The following is a 22,958-nucleotide window of genomic DNA, read 5'->3' as shown; positions in this document are numbered from 1 at the left end:
ACACATCCCTTCCTTACTATTTTCACTCATACATATCTAGGAGAAAAAATGGGGAGTAACGGACATGAAAAATAACCAAATCGAAAAGGTGTATCCTTTATCACCTATGCAAGAGGGCATGCTTTTCCACTCCTTACTTGGTGAAGCGCAACATGCTTACTTTGAGCAGATGAGGCTGGTCATCCAAGGTGACCTCAACGTTGGCTATGTGGAAAAAAGCCTGAACCATTTAATCAGCAAATACGATATTTTCCGCACGCTGTTCCTCCACGAAAAGTTACAGCGTCCACGCCAAGTCGTGTTAAGAGAACGCACGACCACCGTTACCTTTCACGATATTGTAAACCTTTCCTCCGACGAACAAAACGCTCATATCGCGGCTTTGCTCCAGGCTGATCGAGAAAGAGGCTTTGATCTTTCCAAAGATGTCCTGATGCGTATTAGTGTGATTCAGACCAGAGAGAAGGAGTATCAACTAGTTTGGAGCCACCACCATATCTTGATGGATGGTTGGTGCTTTGGCATCGTGATGCAAGATTTTTTCCGCTTCTACAAAATGCTTGTTATGGATCAGCCACTAGTCAAAGAAAAGACGGCCCCATACAGCAGTTACATCAATTGGCTACAAAAACAAGACCAGACTGAGGCGATTACCTATTGGGATAACTACCTCTCCGCATATGAAAAACCTGCGGTTATCGCCCCGCAGCACACAGGCTCTTATGAATTCAGCTATAGGGAAGTAACGGTCAATCTGGAGGAAGCGTTGAGCGAGGGCATCCACCGTATCGCCCGCGAGCACCAGACCACGACCAACAATGTGTTTCAAGCGATCTGGGGCCTTTTGCTCCAACGCTACAACAACACGCCAGATGTCGTCTTTGGTTCCGTCGTCTCAGGTCGTCCCTCTGAGATCGAAGGTGTGGAACAGATCGTCGGTCTCTTTATCAATACCGTACCTGTGCGGATCAAAAGCGTAAGTGGGCAGACGTTTAGCCAACTGCTCAAAACGGTGAAGCAAAACGCATTGGAAGCCAAATCCTATGAATACGTCTCCATCGCCGATATCCAGTCAAGCACCGGACTCGGGAGCGACCTGTTCAATCACATCATCGGTTTCCAGAACCACGTAGATAACCAAGGGCTCTATCAGACGGAATTGGACAAAGATATGGGTTTTTCCATAGTCGGAGTGGATGCCCATGAGATGACCAACTATGATTTCCATCTCGTCGTGATTCCGGGCAACCCGTTCACCGTACGCCTGAGCTACAATGCGAACAAATATGACCAATCGTTTATCGAGCGCATAGGTGCTCACCTAACAAAGCTGACAGAGCAAGTGATTGCAACACCTCATCAAGCCGTCAACACCTATGAGTTGCTCACCGCCGAGGAAAAGCAGAAGCTGCTTATCACTTTTAACAACACAACAATAGACTTTCCGGCAGAGAAAACCTTGCATCAATTGTTTGAAGAGCAGGTAGCCCGCACACCGGATGCCATCGCGCTTGCGTACAACGACGAGAGCCTGACCTACCAACAACTAGACGACCAAGCGAACCAGTTAGCCCGCGTATTACGCAGACAGGGAGTGGCACCTAACCAACTGATCGGGATTATGGCTGAACGCTCTATGGAAATGATAATTGGACTTTTTGCGATACTCAAAGCAGGGGGCGCGTATGTACCAATCGACCCGGAATATCCAAAAGAGCGCATCGAATATATCCTGACTGATAGCCATATTCAATTGATTCTGACCCAACCGCATCTGCGCGAAATCATTAGCGCTACCCTTGGGGAAAAAGTGGCATCTTACGGCCTGATTGATATCACTGCCTGCGATACAGACAACAGTCCGCTTGAGTCAGTAAATACCCCATCTGACCTTGCATATATGATCTACACGTCCGGCACCACCGGCAAGCCAAAAGGGGTTATGATTGAACACCGCAATGTGGTCAATACAATCTATTGGCGTAGCCGCGAGTACGGATTCTGTACAGAAGACAGTGTGTTGCAGCTCTTTTCCTTCGCGTTCGACGGGTTCGTCATTAGCCTATACTCACCATTGATCGCCGGAGCCAAAGCGGTCATCTTGCCGCCCGACGATGCCAAAGACCCAGCGGCGATCAAGCGTCATATCCTGCGCTGGAACGTAACCAGCTTTATTACCGTGCCCGTCATGTACAGAGCGATCATCGACGGCATGACCGCCGAAGAGACCGAGTCGTTACGCTTGATCTGCTTGGGTGCCGACAAACTGACAGAGAACATCATCCGTCAGAGTCAATCACTCAACCCTCGTATTGAGTTGATCAACGAATACGGCCCAACAGAGAACGCGATCGTCTCTACATTTGCCCGCGACATGCAAATAGACAAGCCAATTACCATTGGTGGTCCAATCGCCAACACTCGTGCCTATGTGTTGACCGCTGATGACCAGCTCCAGCCTGTCGGAATACCTGGCGAACTGTGCGTTTGTGGTGTAGGTCTTGCTCGTGGCTACCACAACCGTCCTGATCTGACAGCCGAGAAGTTTGTAGCGAGCCCGTTCGAACCGGATGAACGCATGTACCGCACGGGTGACCTTGTCAGTTGGACGGAAGAAGGAACCCTGACTTTCCACGGTCGCGTCGATAATCAGATCAAAGTACGCGGTCATCGTGTCGAGCCTGGCGAAATCGAGGCTCAACTACGTAAGCACCCTGCGATAAATGAAGCGGTCATAACCGTGCAGGTAATTTCTGACGACGCAACACTTTGCGCGTACTACGTGCAAGCTGATGAAGTGAGTACCACCGAACTGCGTGGGCATATGTCAGCAGAGCTGCCGGATTACATGATTCCTTCCTATTATATAGCACTCGATTCTCTCCCACTGACCGTCAATGGCAAAGTTGACCACAAATCACTCCCGATGCCGGAGACCATCGCCAGTGGAAGCGAATACGTGGCACCTAAGAACGAAACACAGAAACAACTGGCAGAAATATGGGCCGAAGTGCTAGGTATTACTCAAGTGAGCATCACCGATAACTTTTTCGAACGGGGCGGCCATTCTCTCAAAGCGACAATGCTGGTTTCTCGAATCAACAAGCACTTTGGCATCCAGTATCCACTCAAAGAAGTGTTCAGCCATCCGACCGTCGAGCAGATGGCGACTTACATCACAGAGGCTGATGAGGGTACCTTACCGCCACTCGTTCCAGCAGAAGCTCGTGACTTTTATCCGTCGACCTCAGCACAGAAACGTCTATATGTGACCGTCCAATTCGACGGCGCGGAACTAACCTATAATATGCCGATGATGATGCGGCTCAACGGACCACTTGATGTCGAACGCCTGCAAGAAGCCGTCCGCACACTGACCCATCGTCATGAATCGCTCCGAACTTCTTTTGTCACCGTAGACGAAGAGTTGATGCAGCAGATTCATAAGGAAGCCGAATTGCCGTTTTCCTATATCGAAGCCACCGAAGAATTACTGAAAAAAGAGGTCGACACGTTCATTCAACCTTTTGATTTAAGTCAGGCACCACTGGCACGAGTCGGACTTTTCCGAATCGGGGAACAAGACCATCTGCTCGTACTCGACATGCATCACATCATCTCTGACGGTGTTTCCATGAACATTTTCCTACATGAGTTGGCTCAACTCTACGCCCGCGTGGAATTGGCACCGCTCTCGATTCAATACAAAGATTATGCCGTCTGGCAACAAGCGATCATGCAAAGAGGTGCAGCAAAGGCGCAGGAGAAATATTGGCTCGACACCTTCAGCGGTGACATTCCTGTGCTGGAGCTTGCGACTGACTTCCCGCGCCCGACTGTTCAAGAGTTCGCGGGTGCGCGCATCGAATTCGAACTCAACGAAAGCCAGAGTGAGCGTTTGCTGACTTACTGCAACGAACAGGGTAGTACCTTGTATATGACCCTGCTGGCCGCACTTAATGTCCTACTTCACAAATACAGCGACCAAAATGATATTGTCATTGGTACCCCGATTGCCGGACGCCAACTGGCTGAACTAGAACATGTGATGGGGATGTTCGTCAACACGCTTGCGATGCGCAGCCAACTTGTGACTGACGCGACGTTCGGCCAATTCCTGAGCGAAGTCCAAGCGAACAGCCTCAAAGCGTTCGAAAATCAGGATTACCCACTTGAGACACTGATCGAAAAGCTGGATGTTCAGCGTGACGTTAGCCGCAATCCGCTTTTTGACGTCATGTTCTCCGTACAGAATATCGATGTTTCCGCCTTCCCGATGGCTAATCTGGCAATGAGCTCCTATGAATTCACTCATGATATAGCCAAATTCGACATGACCGTGGTAGCAGCTGAACGCGAAGGCAAAATTGTGTTTGACTGGGAGTACCGGACCCAACTGTTCCGTCATGAGACGATAGAGCGGATGACCCAACATTATCTGTGCATTCTCAATCAAGTGATTGCGCAACCGGATATCAAGCTGATCGACATTGACATGATGACCGATGCTGAAAAAGAACACCTGCTCACAGGAGTTAACAACACATTCACGAGCATCCCCCAAGACATCACTGTGCAGAAGCTGTTCGAACAAAAAGCAGGCGCTATGCCAGAGCAGATCGCTGTGGTATACGGTGATCAGCAACTGACTTATCGCGAATTGGATGAAAAAGCCAACCGCCTCGCGCAGACCTTGCGTGCAAAAGGTGTGGGACATGAAGACATCGTCGCCATCATCAGTGACCGCTCACTGGAAATGATCATTGGATTGATCGCGATTATTAAAGCGGGAGCAGCCTTTTTGCCGATCGACCCTGAGTATCCAGCAGAACGTATCGAATACATGCTAACCGACAGCAAAGCCAAACTCTTGCTCATCCACCGCAATACGGACAGCGTAGCAACAGTAGGGGAGTGGACATACACAGGAGAGACCCTGTTCCTTACAGATGACAGACTGTATCAAACAAAGACCGTTGAATCACTCGAAGCGATTGTCAAGCCAGACAGTCTGGCCTATGTCATCTATACCTCAGGCTCCACTGGACAGCCAAAAGGGGTCATGATCGAGCACCATTCACTCGTCAATCTTTGTTTGTGGCATCAAACCGACTTCGAGCTGACGGAAGCCGATCATACAACCAAATATGCAGGTTTCGGCTTTGATGCCTCAGTTTGGGAAATTTTCCCAACATTGGTCACAGGAGCTACCCTGCACATCATTCCTGATGACATCCGCCTTGATGTGGAACAGCTTAATCTTTATTTCGAAACACATGGCATCACCATAAGCTTCTTGCCGACCCAATTGTGTGAGTCATTCCAAGAGCTAGATAACCGCTCACTGCGCGTACTTTTGACTGGTGGCGACAAGCTTAAGACCTTTACTCCAAGGTCATACCGACTCGTCAACAACTACGGCCCGACTGAAAATACTGTCGTTGCGACATCTACTACACTAACCAAGGCATCCAATAACCTGCCGATCGGTCGCCCTATCCAGAACGTTCACGTGTTCGTGCTCAACTCACACGGTCAACTGCAACCAATCGGAGTACCGGGCGAACTCTGCATAGGTGGAACGGGACTGGCTTGTGGCTATCTCAACCGCTCAGATTTGACTGCAGAAAAATTCGTACCGCATCCGCTCCTTCCAGAGCAGACCATCTATCGTACCGGCGACCTCGTGCGAATAAACCAAGATGGACAGCTCGAGTTCCTTGGGCGGATCGACCAGCAGGTAAAAATACGGGGCTACCGCATCGAACTGGGGGAGATCGAGACCAGACTACTCCAGTATCCTGCGGTGAAAGAAGCTGTGGTGACCGCCTTCGACACCAATCTTTGTGCCTACTACGTGGCGGCAGAAGAGATGAGTACTGCAGGTCTTCGTCATTACCTGAATAACCTGTTGCCAACGTTCATGATTCCGACGTTCTTCATCCAATTGGATAGCCTGCCGCTCACCGCCAATGGCAAAGTAGACCGACGCGCCCTGCCGCAGCCAGACAGCACCCTTTTGACAGAACGCCCTTTTGAAGCACCGATTAACGAACTGGAGCAGGCGCTGGCTGACATTTGGATTAGCGTTTTAAAGGTTGAACGCATCGGCCGTAACGACCATTTCTTCGAGCTTGGCGGACATTCGATTAGGGCGACTACTGTAATCTCTCGCATCCAGAAGGATTTCGGGGTGAAGGTGCCACTCACAGCATTCTTCCAGAAACCGACGCTTCAAGAACTTGCGGACTGCCTGAAGCAAGCCCTGCAAGAGAAAAAGAGAGGGGACAGTTCAGACGAATTAACGATCCAACCTGCCGTGCCAAGCGAGTATTACCCAGCTTCTTCGACGCAAAAACGTATGTATGTCGTCAACCAGTTCTCTGGCGTAGATATTGCGTATAACATGCCGCTTGTGCTGGAAATCAACGGTCCTCTTAACATTCCACGCTTTACGGGTGTGATTGAGAGCTTGATCCAACGTCACGAAGCGCTACGCACCTCTTTTGCCGTGGTGGATGGGGAAGTGGTGCAACGGATTCAGCCAACTGTAGGGCTACCATTTGAGCTTATCCAAGCAAGTAAAGAGGAGCAGGACGAGTTGATTAAGCAGGCAATCCAGCCATTTGATCTCGGGCAAGCCCCTCTGATGCGTGCCCGTCTGATCCAACTGGGCGACCATTCCTATGTGGCTGTGATTGACATGCACCATATCATTTCCGACGGTGTCTCGATGAGCCTGTTTATGGATGAATTCAGCAAGCTTTACGCTGGCGCGGCGTTGCCAGAACTCCACATTCAGTACAAAGACTACGCAATCTGGCAGCAACAACGCAGTCAGTCACAAGCGTTCGCCACCAAGGAATCTTACTGGCTGAATCAGTTCGCTGATGAAGTTCCGGTGCTGGAGTTTCAAACCGACTACCCGCGTTCTGTGGTCAAACAGTTTGATGGAGAGATTCTCCAGACCGAACTGCCTGCCGAGTGGACAGCTGAACTACACTCGTTCATCCATGAAGAACAAGTAACCCTTTTTATGACCTTGCTTGCGCTGTATCAGATGTTGCTTGCCAAATATACTGACCAAGAAGACATCTGTATCGGCACACCGATCGCCGGACGTCCGAACGCCGATGTTGAGCAGGTGATGGGGATGTTCGTTAACACTCTGGCGTTGCGTAACCAGCCAAAAGCGACCAAGACCTTCCGCCAGTTTATTGCCGAGGTAAGAGAAAACGTCCTGTTAGCCTATGAACATCAGGATTATCCGCTCGAAGAACTGATCGAAAAGCTGGGACTTGCCCGTGACACGAGCCGTAACCCTCTGTTTGACACGATGTTTACCCTGCAAAACCTCGAACTGGCATCTGTTCAGCTCACGGACGTGACCATCACCGCCCTTCCATACGAGATGAAGAAGGCCAAGTTCGATCTGACGTTGCTCGCCATCGAAGCAGACGGCAAGATTTACTTCAACTGGGAATACAGCAGTCACTTATTTAAGCGGGAAACAATTGAGCGGATGGCTAACCACCTCAACCAACTGATCATCCATGCCCTGCAACATGCGGACAAGCCAATCGCCGACATCCGAATGATTACGGCAGAGGAGGAGCGCCAACTTTTGGATGAGTTTAATTCAGAACGGGGGCAAGCACCGATCACAGCTACCATTCCTCAATTGTTTGAAAAGCAGGCCTCTGCGCATCCGGATAAGATTGCGCTGGTATTCGAGGATCAGGAGTGGAGCTACCGTCAGCTTAACGAACAAACCAACCGCCTTGCCCATGCTCTTCAAGCGAGAGGAGTAGGAACAGAGGAAAAAGTAGGTTTGATTATCGACAGAGCACCGGTGATGATCGTTGCCATGCTAGCCGTACTAAAAGCAGGAGGCGCCTATGTGCCGATTGACCCAGCGTATCCAATCGAGCGCATCCGATTCATGCTTAGTGACACTAAGGCCCGACTGGTGTTGTCCCAGTCTCATCTGATCGGCAACTATGATCTGGACCAAGAGTTGATCAATCTTGATGACCCGACGCTGCTTTACCATAGTGATGTAAGCAATCCTAAAGCGGGTGACCTCACCGCACAACATCTCGCCTACGTGATGTTTACCTCGGGAACCACAGGTCAACCAAAAGGGACGCTCACCACGCACGCCAACATTATTCGTGTCGTCAAGGATACCAACTATGTCGATTTGAGTCACACCGACAGCCTTTTGCAAATTTCTAACTACGTGTTCGATGGTTCCACCTTCGATATCTATGGGGCGCTCTTGAACGGGGCCAAACTGGTGATGATGAAGCGCCACGAGATGCTCGATGTCCATGCGCTTTCCTATCTGATCTCGACTCACCAGATCAGTGTGATATTCATGACAACTGCGCTGTTTCATACCTTAGTCGACGTGAACCTGGAGTGCTTGGGCAACGTGCGTAAATTGTTTGTCGGCGGTGAAAAAATGTCGCCCAAACAAGCTCGTAAAGCACTTGATTTTCTCGGTCCGAACTGTTTTTACAACATATACGGACCGACAGAAACCACTGTCTTTGCCAGCTACTATCACATCGCCGAGATCAAGGAGGATGTCAGCTCAATACCAATTGGTCAACCTCTCAGCCGTACCCAGTTGTATGTGTTAGACAAGCACCTACATCTAGTGCCAGTCGGTGTTCCAGGCGAGCTCTACATCGGTGGAGAAGGCTTGGTGCGAGGGTATTTGAACCGTCAAGACCTGACTAACGAGAAGTTCATCCCAAATCCGTTTAACCCAGATGAACGCTTGTACAAGACAGGGGATTTGGTCAAATGGCTTACAGACGGTAACATCGATTACCTTGATCGCGCTGACAACCTTGTAAAAATTCGTGGTTTCCGCATTGAGCCAGACGAGATTGCCGTGCAGATGAAAGAACATCCACAGGTCAAAGAAGCTGTTGTCCTTGTCAAACGCGATCAAAACGATCAAACCTACTTGTGCGCCTACTTCGTTGCACATTCTGAGCTTGGTATCGCTGAACTACGGGCTCACCTGTCCGCCCGTATGCCAGAGTATATGATTCCATCAGTCTTCATGGTGCTTGAGGTGATACCATTCACCCCGAACGGCAAGCTCGACCGCCGTGCGCTACCAGAACCTAGATTGGAGCTGTATGCCAACCAGTACGTGGCACCGACCAACCCGACCGAAAAAGTACTTTGCCAGATTTGGTCCGAGGTACTTGGAGTAGAAAGAATCGGCATCGAAGATAATTTCTTCGACCGCGGCGGTCACTCCTTACGCGCTACGATGCTGTCGGCAAGTATTGAGAAACAGTTGGAAGTAGAATTCAGCCTCCAGCAAGTGTTTCTCCATCAGACGGTCAAAGAGATGGCTCACGCGATCAGCAAGGCCAATCAAAAGACCTATCAAGCTATCCAAACAGTGGAGAAGCGCGAGTATTACCCGGCATCGTCCGCCCAGCGAAGACTTTATTTCATCAACCAGTTTGAAGGGGCTAGCATCAGCTACAATATGCCGCTGATAGTCCGACTGGATGGTGAGCTTGACCTATCAGCGCTACAATCCGCACTTAATACATTGGTACAGCGTCATGAGGCATTCCGCACCTCTTTTGAAATGAGGGGAGAAGAGGTTATCCAACTGATCCACGATCAAGCGGGTATCCCGCTGACGTTGGTCGAAATCGATGAAGAAACCCTGCGCCGCACGTTGACTGACTATATCCAACCATTCGATCTGAGCAAAGCACCGCTCATCCGCGCTACCATCTTCCGCGTGGCCAGCGAGCAGCAGGTGTTCTTGATCGATATGCATCACATCATCTCCGACGGGACATCGCTTAACCTGTTCCTGCACGAACTTAATCAGTTATATCAAGGGAACGAACTGCCGCCGCTCGCTATCCAGTACAAAGATTATGCCGTATGGCAACGGGAGCATAGTCAAGTCAGCGGTGAGGACGAACGTTTTTGGATTGACAACTTTGCCGGTGAGCTTCCAGTGCTGGAGATGCCGACCGACCACAGCCGACCGATCGTCACTGATTATGCAGGTGACGTGATCCGCTTCGGGCTGGACGAGCAACAGACAGCCCAGTTGCTCACTCTCTCAAGCGAGACCAATGCAACGCTCTATATGACCATGCTGGCAGCCTATAACCTGTTCCTCGCCCGCTATACCGGTCAAGACGATATCATCGTCGGGACACCGACAGCAGGACGCTTAAAAGCTGACCTAGAGAACGTGATGGGGATGTTCGTCAACACGATTGCTATGCGCAACTACCCTGTGATGTCTAAATCATTCCGCGAGTTCTTGGGCGAAGTGAAAACTAACGTGCTACAGGCTTATGAACACCAGACATATCCGCTGGAAGAGCTGATCGAAAAACTCGACATTCAGCGTGACCGTAACCGAAATCCGCTATTTGATACGATGCTGACCGTACAGAACATAGAGTTTGCCGACAGTACCATGCCGGGCCTCACGATGACATCATACGAGTACACGCACAACGCAGCTAAGTTCGACCTGACATTATCGGTGCTGGAGCGTGACGGTAAACTTTACTTTGAGTGGGAATACCGCACCAGTCTGTACAAGCGTGCCACCATAGAACGTATGGCCCACCATTTGATCGCATTGCTGATGGGAGCCATCGCACAGCCAGACCTGTCGATGGGACAACTCACCATGTTAGACGAAGCGGAGAAGCAACACCTTATCTACGACTTCAACCAAACTGATGCGGACTATCCGCGTGAAGCGACGATCCATGGTCTGATTGGGGAACAGGTGCGTCTGACACCAGACCGCATCGCTGTCACATACGGCGACAAACACCTCACGTACCGGGAACTGGACGAGCAGGCCAACCAAATCGCTAACCGTCTGATGCAGATGACTCAGCACCAGCGCAATCCGCTAATCGGAATGCTTTTGGACCGATCTGAACGCATGATTATTTCAATTCTGGCGATTTTGAAAGCTGGAGGAGCCTATGTGCCAATCGATCCGGAATATCCAGTAGAGCGTATTGCAGCAATCGTCGAGGACACAGGTATGGACACGATCATCACTGAATCGCATCACGCTGGAATTTATGATGTTTTTGCCGAGCAAGTCCAACCGATTAACCTTGATCATCCAGACGAGTGGGAAAAACAGTCAGCCGAGCTGATGACACAGGCAACCGCCACAACAGATGACCTCGCGTATATCATCTTCACCTCTGGCTCCACCGGCAAGCCAAAAGGTGTCATGATCGAACACCGCAATGTCATCCGCCTGATGAAGAATGACCGCATGATGTTTGATTTTAACGAAAACGATGTCTGGACAATGTTCCACTCTTACTGCTTTGACTTCTCTGTGTGGGAGATGTATGGTGCTCTCTTCTACGGTGGCCGTGTTGTTGTAGTACCAAAAGAGATTGCTCGTGTGCCAAAAGATTTTATCCAGCTTCTCAAACAGGAACGGGTGACTGTGCTTAACCAGACCCCAACCGCTTTCTACGCGCTAGTTCAGGAAGAGGCGATAGTAGAGGAGAGCGACCTGTCCATCCGTTACGTGATTTTCGGCGGTGAAGCTCTAGCACCGATCCAGCTTCGCAAGTTCCATGAGAAATACCCGGCAACCCAACTCATTAACATGTATGGCATCACAGAGACCACCGTACACGTCACCTACAAAGAAATTACCCAATCCGAGATGAACAAGAATCAGTCCAACATCGGTACGCCGATCCCGACGCTCACCGTTTACATTTTGGATGAATTCCAGCAACCGGTACCAATAGGGGTAAAAGGGGAGATTTACGTCGGTGGCGACGGTGTGGCACGTGGCTATCTCCATCGCCCAGATTTAACAGCGGAGCGTTTTGTACCCAATCAGTTCTTACCAGGTCAGACGATGTATCGTGCTGGTGATCTGGCCCGTTGGATCGATGACGGCACTCTGGAGTATTTGGGCCGACTCGACCATCAGGTAAAAGTGCGAGGCTTCCGCATCGAGCTAGGGGAGGTTGAGACACGCCTTCTACAACACGATGCCATCACCGAAGCCCTCGTGATAGCTAGCGACGACGCTGGCACCACTGCTCTCTGTGCTTACTATACAGCTACCCGCGAACTCAGCATCAGCGAGTTGCGCAGACACATCGGCGAAGCGTTGCCAAGCTTCATGATCCCAGCCTATTTTATTGCGCTCGAAACGTTCCCGATGACCGTCAACGGCAAAGTGGATCGCAAAGCCCTGCCAAAACCAGACGCTTCCGCACTCACTACCAGTCGTTATGTGGAACCGCAGGGTGAACTGGAAGAGAAACTGGCTGTTATCTGGGCCGAAGTACTCGGTGCAAGCCGCGTCGGACGAGAAGACAACTTCTTTGAACTAGGAGGTCACTCGCTCAAAGCCGCATCTCTGATCTCCCTGATGCACAAAGAAACCGGAGTGAAGGTCCCGCTGAAGGTTCTGTTCCAGACTCCAATCCTTTGGGAGGTGACCGACTACATCAAAGGCCAAGATGCAGGAACCTACACCGCGCTCGAGCTACTGGAAAAACGCCCGTACTATAAAGCCTCTCCATACCAGCGTTACACTTACGAGCGTGCCGCAGGGGAGATCAGCTACAACATTCCTTTCGCCGTCACGTTCGAAGGCAAGCTGAATGTAGAATTGTTACACAAGGCATTCCAGACCATGATCAATCGCCATGAATCGCTGCGTAGCTCCTTTGATATAGTCGATGGTGATGTAGTACTCGTCGTTCACGACGAGCTTTGCTTTGACATCACTATGATCGAAGCAGAGGAGGAGCAAGTGACGGAACTCGTACAGGCCCAAATTCAGCCGTTCGAATTCCATCAAGCCCCTCTGCTCCGCGCCGTTCTGATCCGCTCCGGCGAGGAGCGGCACACGTTGTTCGTCGACATGCACCACATTATTTCCGACGGCACTTCTCTTAGCGTTTTCATGGACGAATTGATGCAGCTTTATGGCGACCACGAACTACCTGAGCTGACCGCACAATACAAGGAGTATACGCACTGGATGGATGCATGGCTGCACAGCGAAGAGGGGCAGAGACAGGAGCAATTCTGGTTGGAGTATTTTAGTGGCGACATCCCGCAACTCAATCTCCCAACCGACTTCCCACGTCCCGAACAAAAGCAGTTCGATGGAGAAAAAATCTTCTTCCAAGTCGATGCCGAACGTACCAAGCTGCTTCACGAATTCTCTGAAGCACACAGCGTCACTATCTACATCACCCTTTTGTCCGCATTCTATGTGCTTCTGCAAAAGTACACCGGACAAGAAGATATCGTAGTGGGTACATGGCAAGCAGGAAGACCGCGTGAAGAATTCAGTAAGATGATCGGTCTATTTATCAACACCTTGGCCTTCCGCGCCAATCCACGGGGCACCCTGAACTTCCAGGACTTCCTCACCGACGTCAAAGAGAATATCGTTCAATGCTATGAGAATCAACTCTATCCATTCGAAATGATAACGGAAAAACTAGCGCTTCCTAAATCCGAGAACCGCACTCCACTCTTTGACGCAGTATTTTCCATGCTCAACTACGAGATGAGCGATATCGAATTCGAAGGTCTTCACGTCGTACCGCATCCATTTGAATTCAAAATTTGCGAATACGACATCTATCTGGAAGCGATTGAAAAACACGACTTCATCCATTTCTCCTTCGGTTACAGCGTTGAACTGTTCAATCAGTCGACCATTGAAGAGATGGCGCAAGATTACTTGTCGTTGCTTGATGAACTCTTGTACAATGTGCAAGCAAAATTTGAAGAGGTGGGGATTACCATTAAAGACAAACAGGCTGTTAAAAATGAATGGAGAGTGGCAACCTCCGAAATCGCAATAGCGATGGCACCGGAACTCGCACCTCCATCAACGGACCGCATCTATCCTGAGACCGTTCCGTACCACCCGTTTGAACCAACTAAAGATAGAGTAGAGGTTATCAATAGAGCAGAATTTGGTGACGGTGTGATCTCCAAGACAGTCATCCAACCAGGCGACGTAGTCTTCCGTTTCGATGGACCGCAACTTTCCCATCAAACTCTGTACACTCTGCAAAAACGTTCGGGTCTCTATGTGGAAGATCCATACTGCATGGGAAAAGTACTTCACTCCTGCGATCCTAACACTGTGGTTGACATGGACACTCAGGTATTCATAGCTGTCAAAGAAATCAAGCCGGGTAACTACATCACCATGGACTATGAAACCACTGAAGACGACCTGTTCCGCCAGTTCGAATGCGGATGTGGTGCAGCCAATTGTCGCAAGTCCATCACAGGTCGAGTAGTTAGATCCAGAAATTAATAACCTTTTAATTTCACTATAGCCATCATTAATTCTTTTGTTAAAAATGGAAAATACAGGGAGATGTTAGATTATGTACAAACGTATTATGCACGAAGGTAAAGCTTGCTATGGAAAACATGTTTTGGTTCACATGGAAAAATGCAACGAGAACATCCTTAGCATCGATGTGGTCAAAGAATTCATTACCAAACTCGTTAAAGACATCGACATGGTCGCCTTCGGTGATTGTCACTGCTACCGCTTCGGTGACGGTGAAGAAATCGGTCTTTCTGCAATACAACTGATCTACACCAGTAGCATTACCCTCCACACCAACGACCTGCACCGCGAGGGTTACCTCGATGTCTTCTCTTGCAAAGACTTTTCTGAGGAGCAGGTTAGACAAAGCATCATTGATGTGTTTGGGCCTGAAAATGTCCAATATCAAGTTATTATCCGTGAATAAGCTAATGATTTAGACCCAAACAGGGGAGAGGGAGGAAAGTGGTATCGCCTTGACGGTACCACCCTTTTCCTTTTTGTTCCCCACGTAAAAGCTACGATGAGGTGATCCTATGACAACCACAGAAAAGAACCGCTCTGCGTCGCTGATAGTCTTCCTGTTTTTGGCTGGAATGATCTATGGGGGCAGCTATTATTACATGCACGTATATCCAGCCAAAAGTGACATGATCGATCTGCTCATCACACTAGCTCTGATGTTCGCCATCCCATTCCTAGTCAATCTACTGGTCATTCCGAACAAAATTTCGCTGTTTTTTGCCTTCTTCGTCGAGATTTTTGTCTCGAAGTACCTGATACCAGATGCCCATCAGCGTTACCTGGATTACGTCATTTTCTACTTTGCACCACTGGTTGAAGTCTTTTTTATTTGTTTTATCTTCTTTCAAATTTTCCGTCTTTACCGCGAAAGCAAAAAACAAGCGAATCGTGAACTAAGTTTCTATGACGCGATGGAAGTGGCGCTGACCAAATTGTTCGGCAACACCCCGCTCAAAGAAGTTTTCCTCTCTGAGATTAAGCTGTTCTACTATTCTTTCGGTGTTCTGTTCAAAAAGCCGGAAATTCGGGAAGACATCTCATTTAGCTACCATAAGACAACGATTATCAAAACGATGATGATGGTTTTCGGTCTGTTGCTTGCAGCTGAGACTGTGCTGTTACACTGGCTGCTTTCGATGTGGAGCGAAATCGCAGCCTGGATTGCAACCGCGTTCAGCATCTACGCAGCTTTATACATCATCGCTTTCTACAACTCTGTCAAGTACCTACTCTGCACCGTCACTGACGACAAAGTCACACTCTATGCTGGTTACCAAAGTGTTGCCGTGATCGACATCGCCAACATCGAAGCACTTCAATCCCCAAACATGAGCAATGTTGCACTCAACCCGTTTGAAAAAGGAGACCCAGATGTGATCAATACTACACTGATGATGGACTCCCCATCATTCGAGATCAAAGTCAAAGAACCGGCTATTCACTATGGTGTGTTCGGTATGAAAAAGGAATTTAGACGCATCATGTTCAAAGTCGACGAACCAGAGCGTTTTGCCCAAGCTGTCCGATCCAAGATGGAAGAACTACAAGAGCAACGAGAGAACGGCACAGAATCCTAATTGCCTGAGAAAGTGCAAGAACAGACATACCGTACGTAAACAACAAAAAGGACTCTCGCTAATGAGAGTCGTTTTTGTTGTAAGGCGTCCTAAGACTGGTGATCTCATCTCCTGTCTGGGAACAGTACCGCACCGGTCAGTGAGGAAATCATTCAGGGTGTTGAAGGCGACGATGTCCTGAGCGGGCAAGCAGGCAATGACCCAAGGCGACGACAGCCTGTTTGGGGGCACAGGTGCCGATACGCTTGACGGTGGCATCGGTAATAGGTGTCCGGATTCCACATATCTTGAATCCGGACACCTTTCGTTATTATATTCTCGGACAGCACCATTTGTTGACTAACAGGCCTTAAACCAAGTGACACGCCACATAATGATGGGGACCGACTTCCCGATACATTGGAGCCTGGTCGGAGCACAGAGGGATTGCATATGGACATCTTGTATGAAATTTACACCCAGAGGGGGGATTTGCCGGACTGGGGATTTCACCTTGCAAAACGATTCGCTCTCGTCTAACTGTAGGGTTGGGAACAGGAACAGCCGACAAAAGTGCCCTTGTATATGGATGTTGGGGATGGGCAAATAATTCTTCTCGTGGTGCCACTTCCATAAAAGAGCCTAAGTACATAACACCAATCGTAGTACAAAGATGCTCTACTACACTTAGATCATGAGAGATAAATAAATAGGTGAGGGAGCGCTTCTCCTGCAAATCACGGAATAGATTGATAATTTGAGCCTGGATAGAAACGTCCAGTGCCGATACAGGCTCATCCGCTACGATAAAATCAGGCTGTAAAATAATGGCACGGGCAATGCCGATTCGTTGGCGCTGACCACCAGAAAATTCATGGGGAAATCGATCATATTGATAGGGGGCAAGACCGCACAAGGACATTATTTGTTGCACATATTCACGCAGGTTTCGCTTGGATACCAACCCATGATCTAGCAAAGCTTCTCCAATTGCATCACCAATCCGTATACGTGGATTGAGTGAACTATAGGGGTCCTGAAAAATAAACTGCATGTTAGGGCGCATTTTCCTCAGCTCTTTAGGCGAGAGCGAAGATAGATCAATACCTTTATAGAGCACATCTCCTGACGTCTTTTCAATCATTCGCAAGATAGTTCGTCCTGCTGTACTTTTACCACTCCCTGATTCTCCAACCAGTCCGAACGTTTCTCCCTTTTTAATAGAAAAGGAGAGATCATCAACTGCTTTCACTTGACCTTTACTAGATTGAAAGGGGCCGTCTGCTAAAGGATAATATTTTTTTAAATGTTGCACATCTAGTAATAACTCATTCATGTTTGTTCCTCCTCATACAACCAGCAGGCTACCTTTTGACCAATGGATACAGGAGCTAGTTGAGGCTGTTTCTCCCGACATTGTGGTCTGCAATGCTCACAACGTTCTGCAAAGTAACAGGAATCGCCTAGTCCAATCGGATTGGGAACTTGACCTGGGATGGAATAAAGTCGATCGGTTCGTTGATTCATCACTGGTTTGGAACGTAATAATCCCTGAGTATAGGGATGCTTAGGGTGGAGAAATAAATCAATAACAGGACCCTCTTCAATCACTTTGCCCGCGTACATGACAATAACGTAATCGGCCATTTCAGCAACAACTCCTAGATCATGAGTGATCAAGAGGATAGCTGTGTTAGATTGTTGCTTGATTTTGCGTAATAAATCTAATATTTGCGCCTGGATGGTAACATCTAGTGCTGTAGTAGGTTCGTCCGCAATTAACAGACGTGGATTACAGCCCAAAGCAATGGCAATCATGATGCGTTGTAGCATACCACCGCTTAGTTGATGCGGATAAGAACGAGCGATCTCTTCTGGACGTGCAATTCCTACTAAGTTGATTAATTCAATTGCCTTTTCGAAAGCCTCTTTTTTGGTCACTGGAAGATGTTCGATTAACGGCTCCATGATTTGTTCACCAATTGGTAATACGGGGTTCAAAGAAGTCATGGGTTCCTGAAAAATCATTGCCAAATCATTTCCACGTAATTGTTGCATGTCACCAGCAGATATCTTCAGCAAATCTCTATGATCGAACCAGACCTCTCCATCTACGATTTTACCCATAGGTCCTGAGATAAGACCCATCAAGGACATGGCTGTAACGCTTTTGCCACATCCAGACTCGCCAACAATACAAACGGTTTGCCCCGCTTTCATCTGAAAACTAACATCATGTACGGCTTTGACGATCCCTTCATCTGTATGGAAATAAGTAGAAAGGTGTCTAACATCTAAGACTGTCTCTTTTTCCTCACCAGAGTCTACACTCAAAATTCTTGACCCATCTATAAGGGTCTGTTCTTCACGATGTTCAATTCGCTCCGAGTTAAAAAACTGTTTATCTGTACCATCCATATGTCGTCCACCTACTTTTTCATTTTCGGGTCTAGCGCATCCCGCAATCCATCTCCTAGTAAATTAATGGAGATGACGGTTACAAAAATGGCTAAGCCAGGCGGAATCCAGAGCCACGGTCTTTTTTGAAAATCAATTAATGTATTGGCCGAATCAATCATATTGCCCCAAGTTGCAGTGGGAGGTACGACACCAAGTCCAAAATAGCTAAGTGTTGATTCACTCAAAATTGCGCCACCAACGCGCAACGTAGCTACAACAATCAACAAAGGAAGAATATTGGGAAGCAGATGGCGAAATAAGATTCGACTATTACGAAGACCTAATATTTTAGCCGCTTGAATATACTCCTGTTCGCGCAGACTCAAAATCTGACTACGAACTAGACGTGCCAAACCAGCCCAACCAACAATGCTTAACATAATCATGACAATGTATAAACGGTAATTAGAAGGAACCTTCCATTCTGATAACACGGCTGCCAAGATAAATAACATGGGTAATTCTGGGATCGTCATCAATATATCGGATACACGCATGATGATGGAATCTACCCATCCACGAAAATATCCAGCAATAACGCCGAGCAATGTCCCAAGAAACACGGAGAGTACCATGGAAGCAAGCCCGACAGTAAGAGAGATTCGACCAGCCTGCATAAGACGAGTTAAGATATCTCGACCAAGATTATCCGTTCCTAGCCAATGGGACATGCTTGGTGGTTTGTTGATCATTGCCGCGTTTATTTTTCCTAATGAATAAGGAGAAAGCAATGGTCCAATAAAACAAAAAAGAAAGATGAGTACAAGAAAACAAAGCCCTACAATGGAGACTTTGTTCTTTTGTAGTTTTTTGAAGGATTGTCTCCATAACGAGGATCTGGAATAAGAGGGAGTCTTGTTGCCAGTCTCTAGATTTTCTTTAACAACAGTATTCATATTTGCTCCTCCTACTTCAGTCTCACACGGGGGTCAACTACGCCGTATAACAAATCTGCCAATAAATTACTCACGATGGTGAGTAAAGCGATAAACATGGTAAATCCCATCAGAAGTGGGTAATCTCTAAGTGACAACGCTTGCATATATACCTGACCTACGCCGGGCCAGTTAAAAATTTTCTCCGTTATAATAGCTCCTCCAAAAAGAGCAGGCAGTTCAAAGCCAAGCAAGGTAATAGCAGGTAACAATGCGTTACGGAGAGCATGCTTGTAGGTAATCACCTTTTCCTTCAAACCTTTTGCACGAGCGGTTCGGATAAAGTCTTGGCGAATCACTTCTAAAATGTTGGTGCGGAAATAGCGGGTTAAAGAGCCAACACTCAACATGGTTAATACTGTAACAGGCAAAATCATGTGTTTGGCAACCTCGATTACATAGGCCATACCAGTTGTATTGCTGCCGGTCGTAAGCATTCCGCCTGGGGGCAACAATTTGAGATCAACGGCAAAAAATTTAATGGCAAGCAACCCTACGAAAAAAGCAGGTAAGGCCATTGCAGCAAAAACGCCAATGGTTACAAGTGAGTCAAACCAGGAATATTGTCTAGTAGCGGAAAAAACGCCAATTGAGATTGCAATAATCCAAGTCAACGTAGTGGAGGTGATCGCAATTAAGAATGAACTCCAAATATGCTGACCTAAGATGGTTGTAACAGGCTGCTGATATTGAAGGGAATACCCCAGATCCCCTTTTAATACATTGCCAGCCCATACAATGTATCGTTCCGTAATCGGTTTATCCAAACCGTATAGAGCCTTTAGTTCCATTTTTCTTTCTGGACTTAGCTTGGGATTCGTATCTACGTAATCACCCGGGGTCAGCGCAAACAGAAAGAAGATTAACAGAGAAGAGCCAAGCAAGGTTGGGATCATAATCATCAGTCTTCTTAACATGTAGGTTTTCATTGATAGGGCAGCCTCCTAGCTATATGGAATGGAACAGCCAATTTTGATGGGTAAGGAAGATGCTCAGTCCCTGTCTAGCAAATAGGAACTGAGCATGTTCAACGGTTGTTTTATTCCACAATTTTCAGATTAGGCAGGCTTGAGCTAATACCAGTGTATCCATTGGGATCAAATCCTTCGATACGTGCGTTATGTCCTGATAAAATCTTGCGATAGCTCAGGAAAATAAACGGAGGATCATCGCTTAATGCCCGATAAAGTTCCTTATAAGCTTCTTTGCGTTTTTCAATATCAAGAGTGCCTACGCTTTTGGCAAGTAGTTCATCTACTTTTGGACTTGAATAACCATGTGTATTCGTAAAACTACCGCCTCCCGTAGAAGAGAATTGAGCAACACCATCAGACGGATCGCCTAACATCGTGGTAGAGTAGGAGGCTAGATCATGATCACCTTTGTCTGTTCTTGCTACGAGAGCAGGATAATCCATTAATTCTGCTTCTAGTTGAATACCGATTAATTTGTAATTTTCCTTGGCAATGGGAATAAGAACGTCACTCACTTTGCTTTTGGTGGTCAAGTAGTGGAGCACCAGTTTTTTACCGTCTTTTTCACGGATGCCATCTGCGCCTGTTTTCCAGCCAGCCTCGTCCAGCAATTGTTTAGCCTTTTCCGCATCATATGCATAAGGGTTTACGTCTTCCGTATACGCCCAGGAAACAGGGGATACCGGTACATTAGCTATTTGCGCATAACCCTGATACGCAGCATCCACGATTTGTTGACGATCAAGACCATAGATCAACGCCTGTCTAACACGTTTGTCTTTTAAATAAGGTTTGCTATGGTTAAACGATAGATAGCTATAGGCAGTCGATGTATAAATATTGATGTTCGCAAAACCAAGACTTTTTAGAAGTTCCAGATTATCTGCATTTGCAGGGAAGGAGCTATAGTCCGTTTCGCCCGTTTGGAAAAACTGAGTAGTATCTCCATCGGTTGTTTTATATATAAAATGAGCAATAGCTGGTTTACCCGCGTAGTAATACTCATTGGCAACAAATCTAACTTCTTGACCTGGGATAAATTTTTCGAATTTGTATGGACCAGCTCCTACCGGTTTCGTATGCAACGTACGTAGGTAATCAAGTTTTCCTGGCTCATAACCTCTCCCATAATAAGCTTTTGACAATACTTGACCGCCAAGTAAGAGGAGAGATCGAGCGTTAACTTTCTCGGTAGTAATTTCGATTGTCTGTGGATCGATTACTTTGATCCCTTCAATGGTTTTTGCTGTTCCATCTTTATAAGCTTTTCCGCCTTTAATGTGCGCTTCGGCAATTTCTGTTTCCCCATCGTACGTTTTATCATGCAAAACGGTTAAAGTGAAGGCGACATCGTCAGCAGTCAAAGGCTCCCCATTGCTAAATTTCAAATCTTTACGTAAGTGGAAGGTATATGTAAGCTGGTCGGTAGAAATGTCCCACTTTTCTGCTAATTTAGGAGTTGGTTTGCCATTCTTATCAATATCAACGAGCGGGGAAAACATCATGGAGGTAACGTTTCCATCGTATCCATTGTGATAAAAATATGGATTAAAAACCCCGCCAGGTTCCGTTAAAGCTACTACAACAGTATCTTTTCGGTTTTTAGCTGAGTCAGGCGATTTTGATTTGTCTGTAGCTAGAATAACCGTGTCACCTGCGTTTTGTACGCGCAGTGTCTGATCTTGGACACCTGCCTGTTCACCAGGCGTAGCAGTAGAGATGGAAGGGGCTGCACCCTCGCTACTGCAACCGACTAATAAGGAAGCTCCTAACAAAAATGTGAAGAATGAATGTATAAAAGCTCTACTCATAATGATCCTCCTTATATTTTGGAAAATGTAGCCTCATTATATTCCTGTAATTCCGATCTGTAAAGTATGAATTAAGATTATTTCTACAATTTAGCAGTATAACCTTTTATTTTCATACTGTTGGCCACATGAAATAGAGGAGATAGCGTAGAAAAATACGTTTGACCAAATCTCTTACTAGAAATTTGGTCAAGTGGCATTCTTATTCATTTGTAGGACATTCAGTATATAGCTTCTGAGTTATTTAAAAAATCTTTTGTTGTTCACGATCTGCTTTTAGAATTTCCACTGCTTCACGGAACCGTTGGGAATGTACGATTTCACGTTCGCGCAGGAAAGAAAGGCTATCGATTAAATCGACATCATCGGTCATATTAATCAACCATTGATAAGTGGCTCTTGCTTTTTCTTCTGCAGCAATATCCTCATACAAGTCAGCAATCGGATCGCCTTTCGCTTGAAAATAAGTTGCCGTAAAAGGAACACCAGCAGCATCATGAAAAAACAAAGCTTTATCGTGACCTACGTAATGAGCACCAAGACCTGCTTCTTCCAACTGATCGGGAGTAGCATCCTTGGTTAGTTTATATACCATTGTTGCAATCATTTCGAGGTGGGCAAATTCTTCCGTGGAAATATCGTTTAATAGCCCAATAACCTTGTCAGGAACGGTATAGCGTTGATTCATATAACGTAAGGCCGCTGCTAATTCCCCATCAGCCCCACCATACTGTTCCATCAAATACTTTGCCATTTTAGGATCGCATTTGCTCACACGAACAGGATACTGTAGCTTTTTCTCATAAATCCACACT

The 22,958-nt window shown here is 47.3% G+C and carries 10 protein-coding genes; 4 read left to right on the top strand and 6 right to left on the bottom strand.

The features are described from left to right. Positions 1–64: 64 nt before the first annotated feature. From EEL30_18915 to EEL30_18900, 4 genes are all read left to right on the top strand, one after another. A complete protein-coding gene (locus EEL30_18915; GenBank protein ID QDX94173.1) occupies positions 65–14,362 on the top strand; it encodes an amino acid adenylation domain-containing protein in 14,298 nt (4,765 codons plus the stop codon). An 18-nt stretch (positions 14,363–14,380) separates the two neighbouring features. After that, positions 14,381–14,464, top strand: coding sequence for a hypothetical protein (locus EEL30_18910; protein QDX95821.1), 84 nt, complete (start codon positions 14,381–14,383; stop codon positions 14,462–14,464). Next, positions 14,436–14,810 (top strand): S-adenosylmethionine decarboxylase, encoded by a 375-nt coding sequence (locus EEL30_18905; GenBank protein ID QDX94172.1) that lies wholly within the window; start codon positions 14,436–14,438, stop codon positions 14,808–14,810. Before EEL30_18910 ends, EEL30_18905 begins: the two co-directional genes overlap by 29 nt. Positions 14,811–14,919: 109 nt before the next feature. Next, positions 14,920–15,984, top strand: coding sequence for a hypothetical protein (locus EEL30_18900; protein ID QDX94171.1), 1,065 nt, complete (start codon positions 14,920–14,922; stop codon positions 15,982–15,984). Between the two features lie 349 nt (positions 15,985–16,333). On the opposite strand, the gene EEL30_18895 is transcribed toward EEL30_18900, so the two are convergent. The 6 genes from EEL30_18895 to EEL30_18870 all read right to left on the bottom strand — a co-directional run bounded on the left by EEL30_18895 (position 16,334) and on the right by EEL30_18870 (position 22,957). Continuing rightward, positions 16,334–17,299, bottom strand: a complete 966-nt coding sequence (locus tag EEL30_18895; protein QDX94170.1) for an ATP-binding cassette domain-containing protein — start codon at positions 17,297–17,299, stop codon at positions 16,334–16,336. Beyond that, entirely contained in the window at positions 17,296–18,381 is a 1,086-nt protein-coding gene (locus EEL30_18890) for an ABC transporter ATP-binding protein (protein QDX94169.1), read from the bottom strand. The genes EEL30_18895 and EEL30_18890 overlap by 4 nt, the downstream gene beginning before the upstream one ends. A gap of 11 nt (positions 18,382–18,392) precedes the next feature. Continuing rightward, the gene (locus EEL30_18885) at positions 18,393–19,319 is read right to left on the bottom strand and encodes an ABC transporter permease (protein ID QDX94168.1); all 927 of its coding nucleotides are present in this window, start codon (positions 19,317–19,319) and stop codon (positions 18,393–18,395) included. 11 nt (positions 19,320–19,330) lie between these two features. Then, positions 19,331–20,287 (bottom strand): ABC transporter permease, encoded by a 957-nt coding sequence (locus EEL30_18880; protein QDX94167.1) that lies wholly within the window; start codon positions 20,285–20,287, stop codon positions 19,331–19,333. A 110-nt stretch (positions 20,288–20,397) separates the two neighbouring features. Next, a complete protein-coding gene (locus tag EEL30_18875) occupies positions 20,398–22,143 on the bottom strand; it encodes an ABC transporter substrate-binding protein (protein ID QDX94166.1) in 1,746 nt (581 codons plus the stop codon). A gap of 244 nt (positions 22,144–22,387) precedes the next feature. Continuing rightward, entirely contained in the window at positions 22,388–22,957 is a 570-nt protein-coding gene (locus EEL30_18870; GenBank protein ID QDX94165.1) for a spore coat protein CotJC, read from the bottom strand. Position 22,958: the final 1 nt, after the last annotated feature.

The organism is Brevibacillus laterosporus (assembly GCA_007833815.1).
In the GTDB taxonomy this organism is placed as follows: domain Bacteria; phylum Bacillota; class Bacilli; order Brevibacillales; family Brevibacillaceae; genus Brevibacillus_B; species Brevibacillus_B laterosporus_D.
This window is presented reverse-complemented; position numbering and strand designations above follow the sequence as displayed.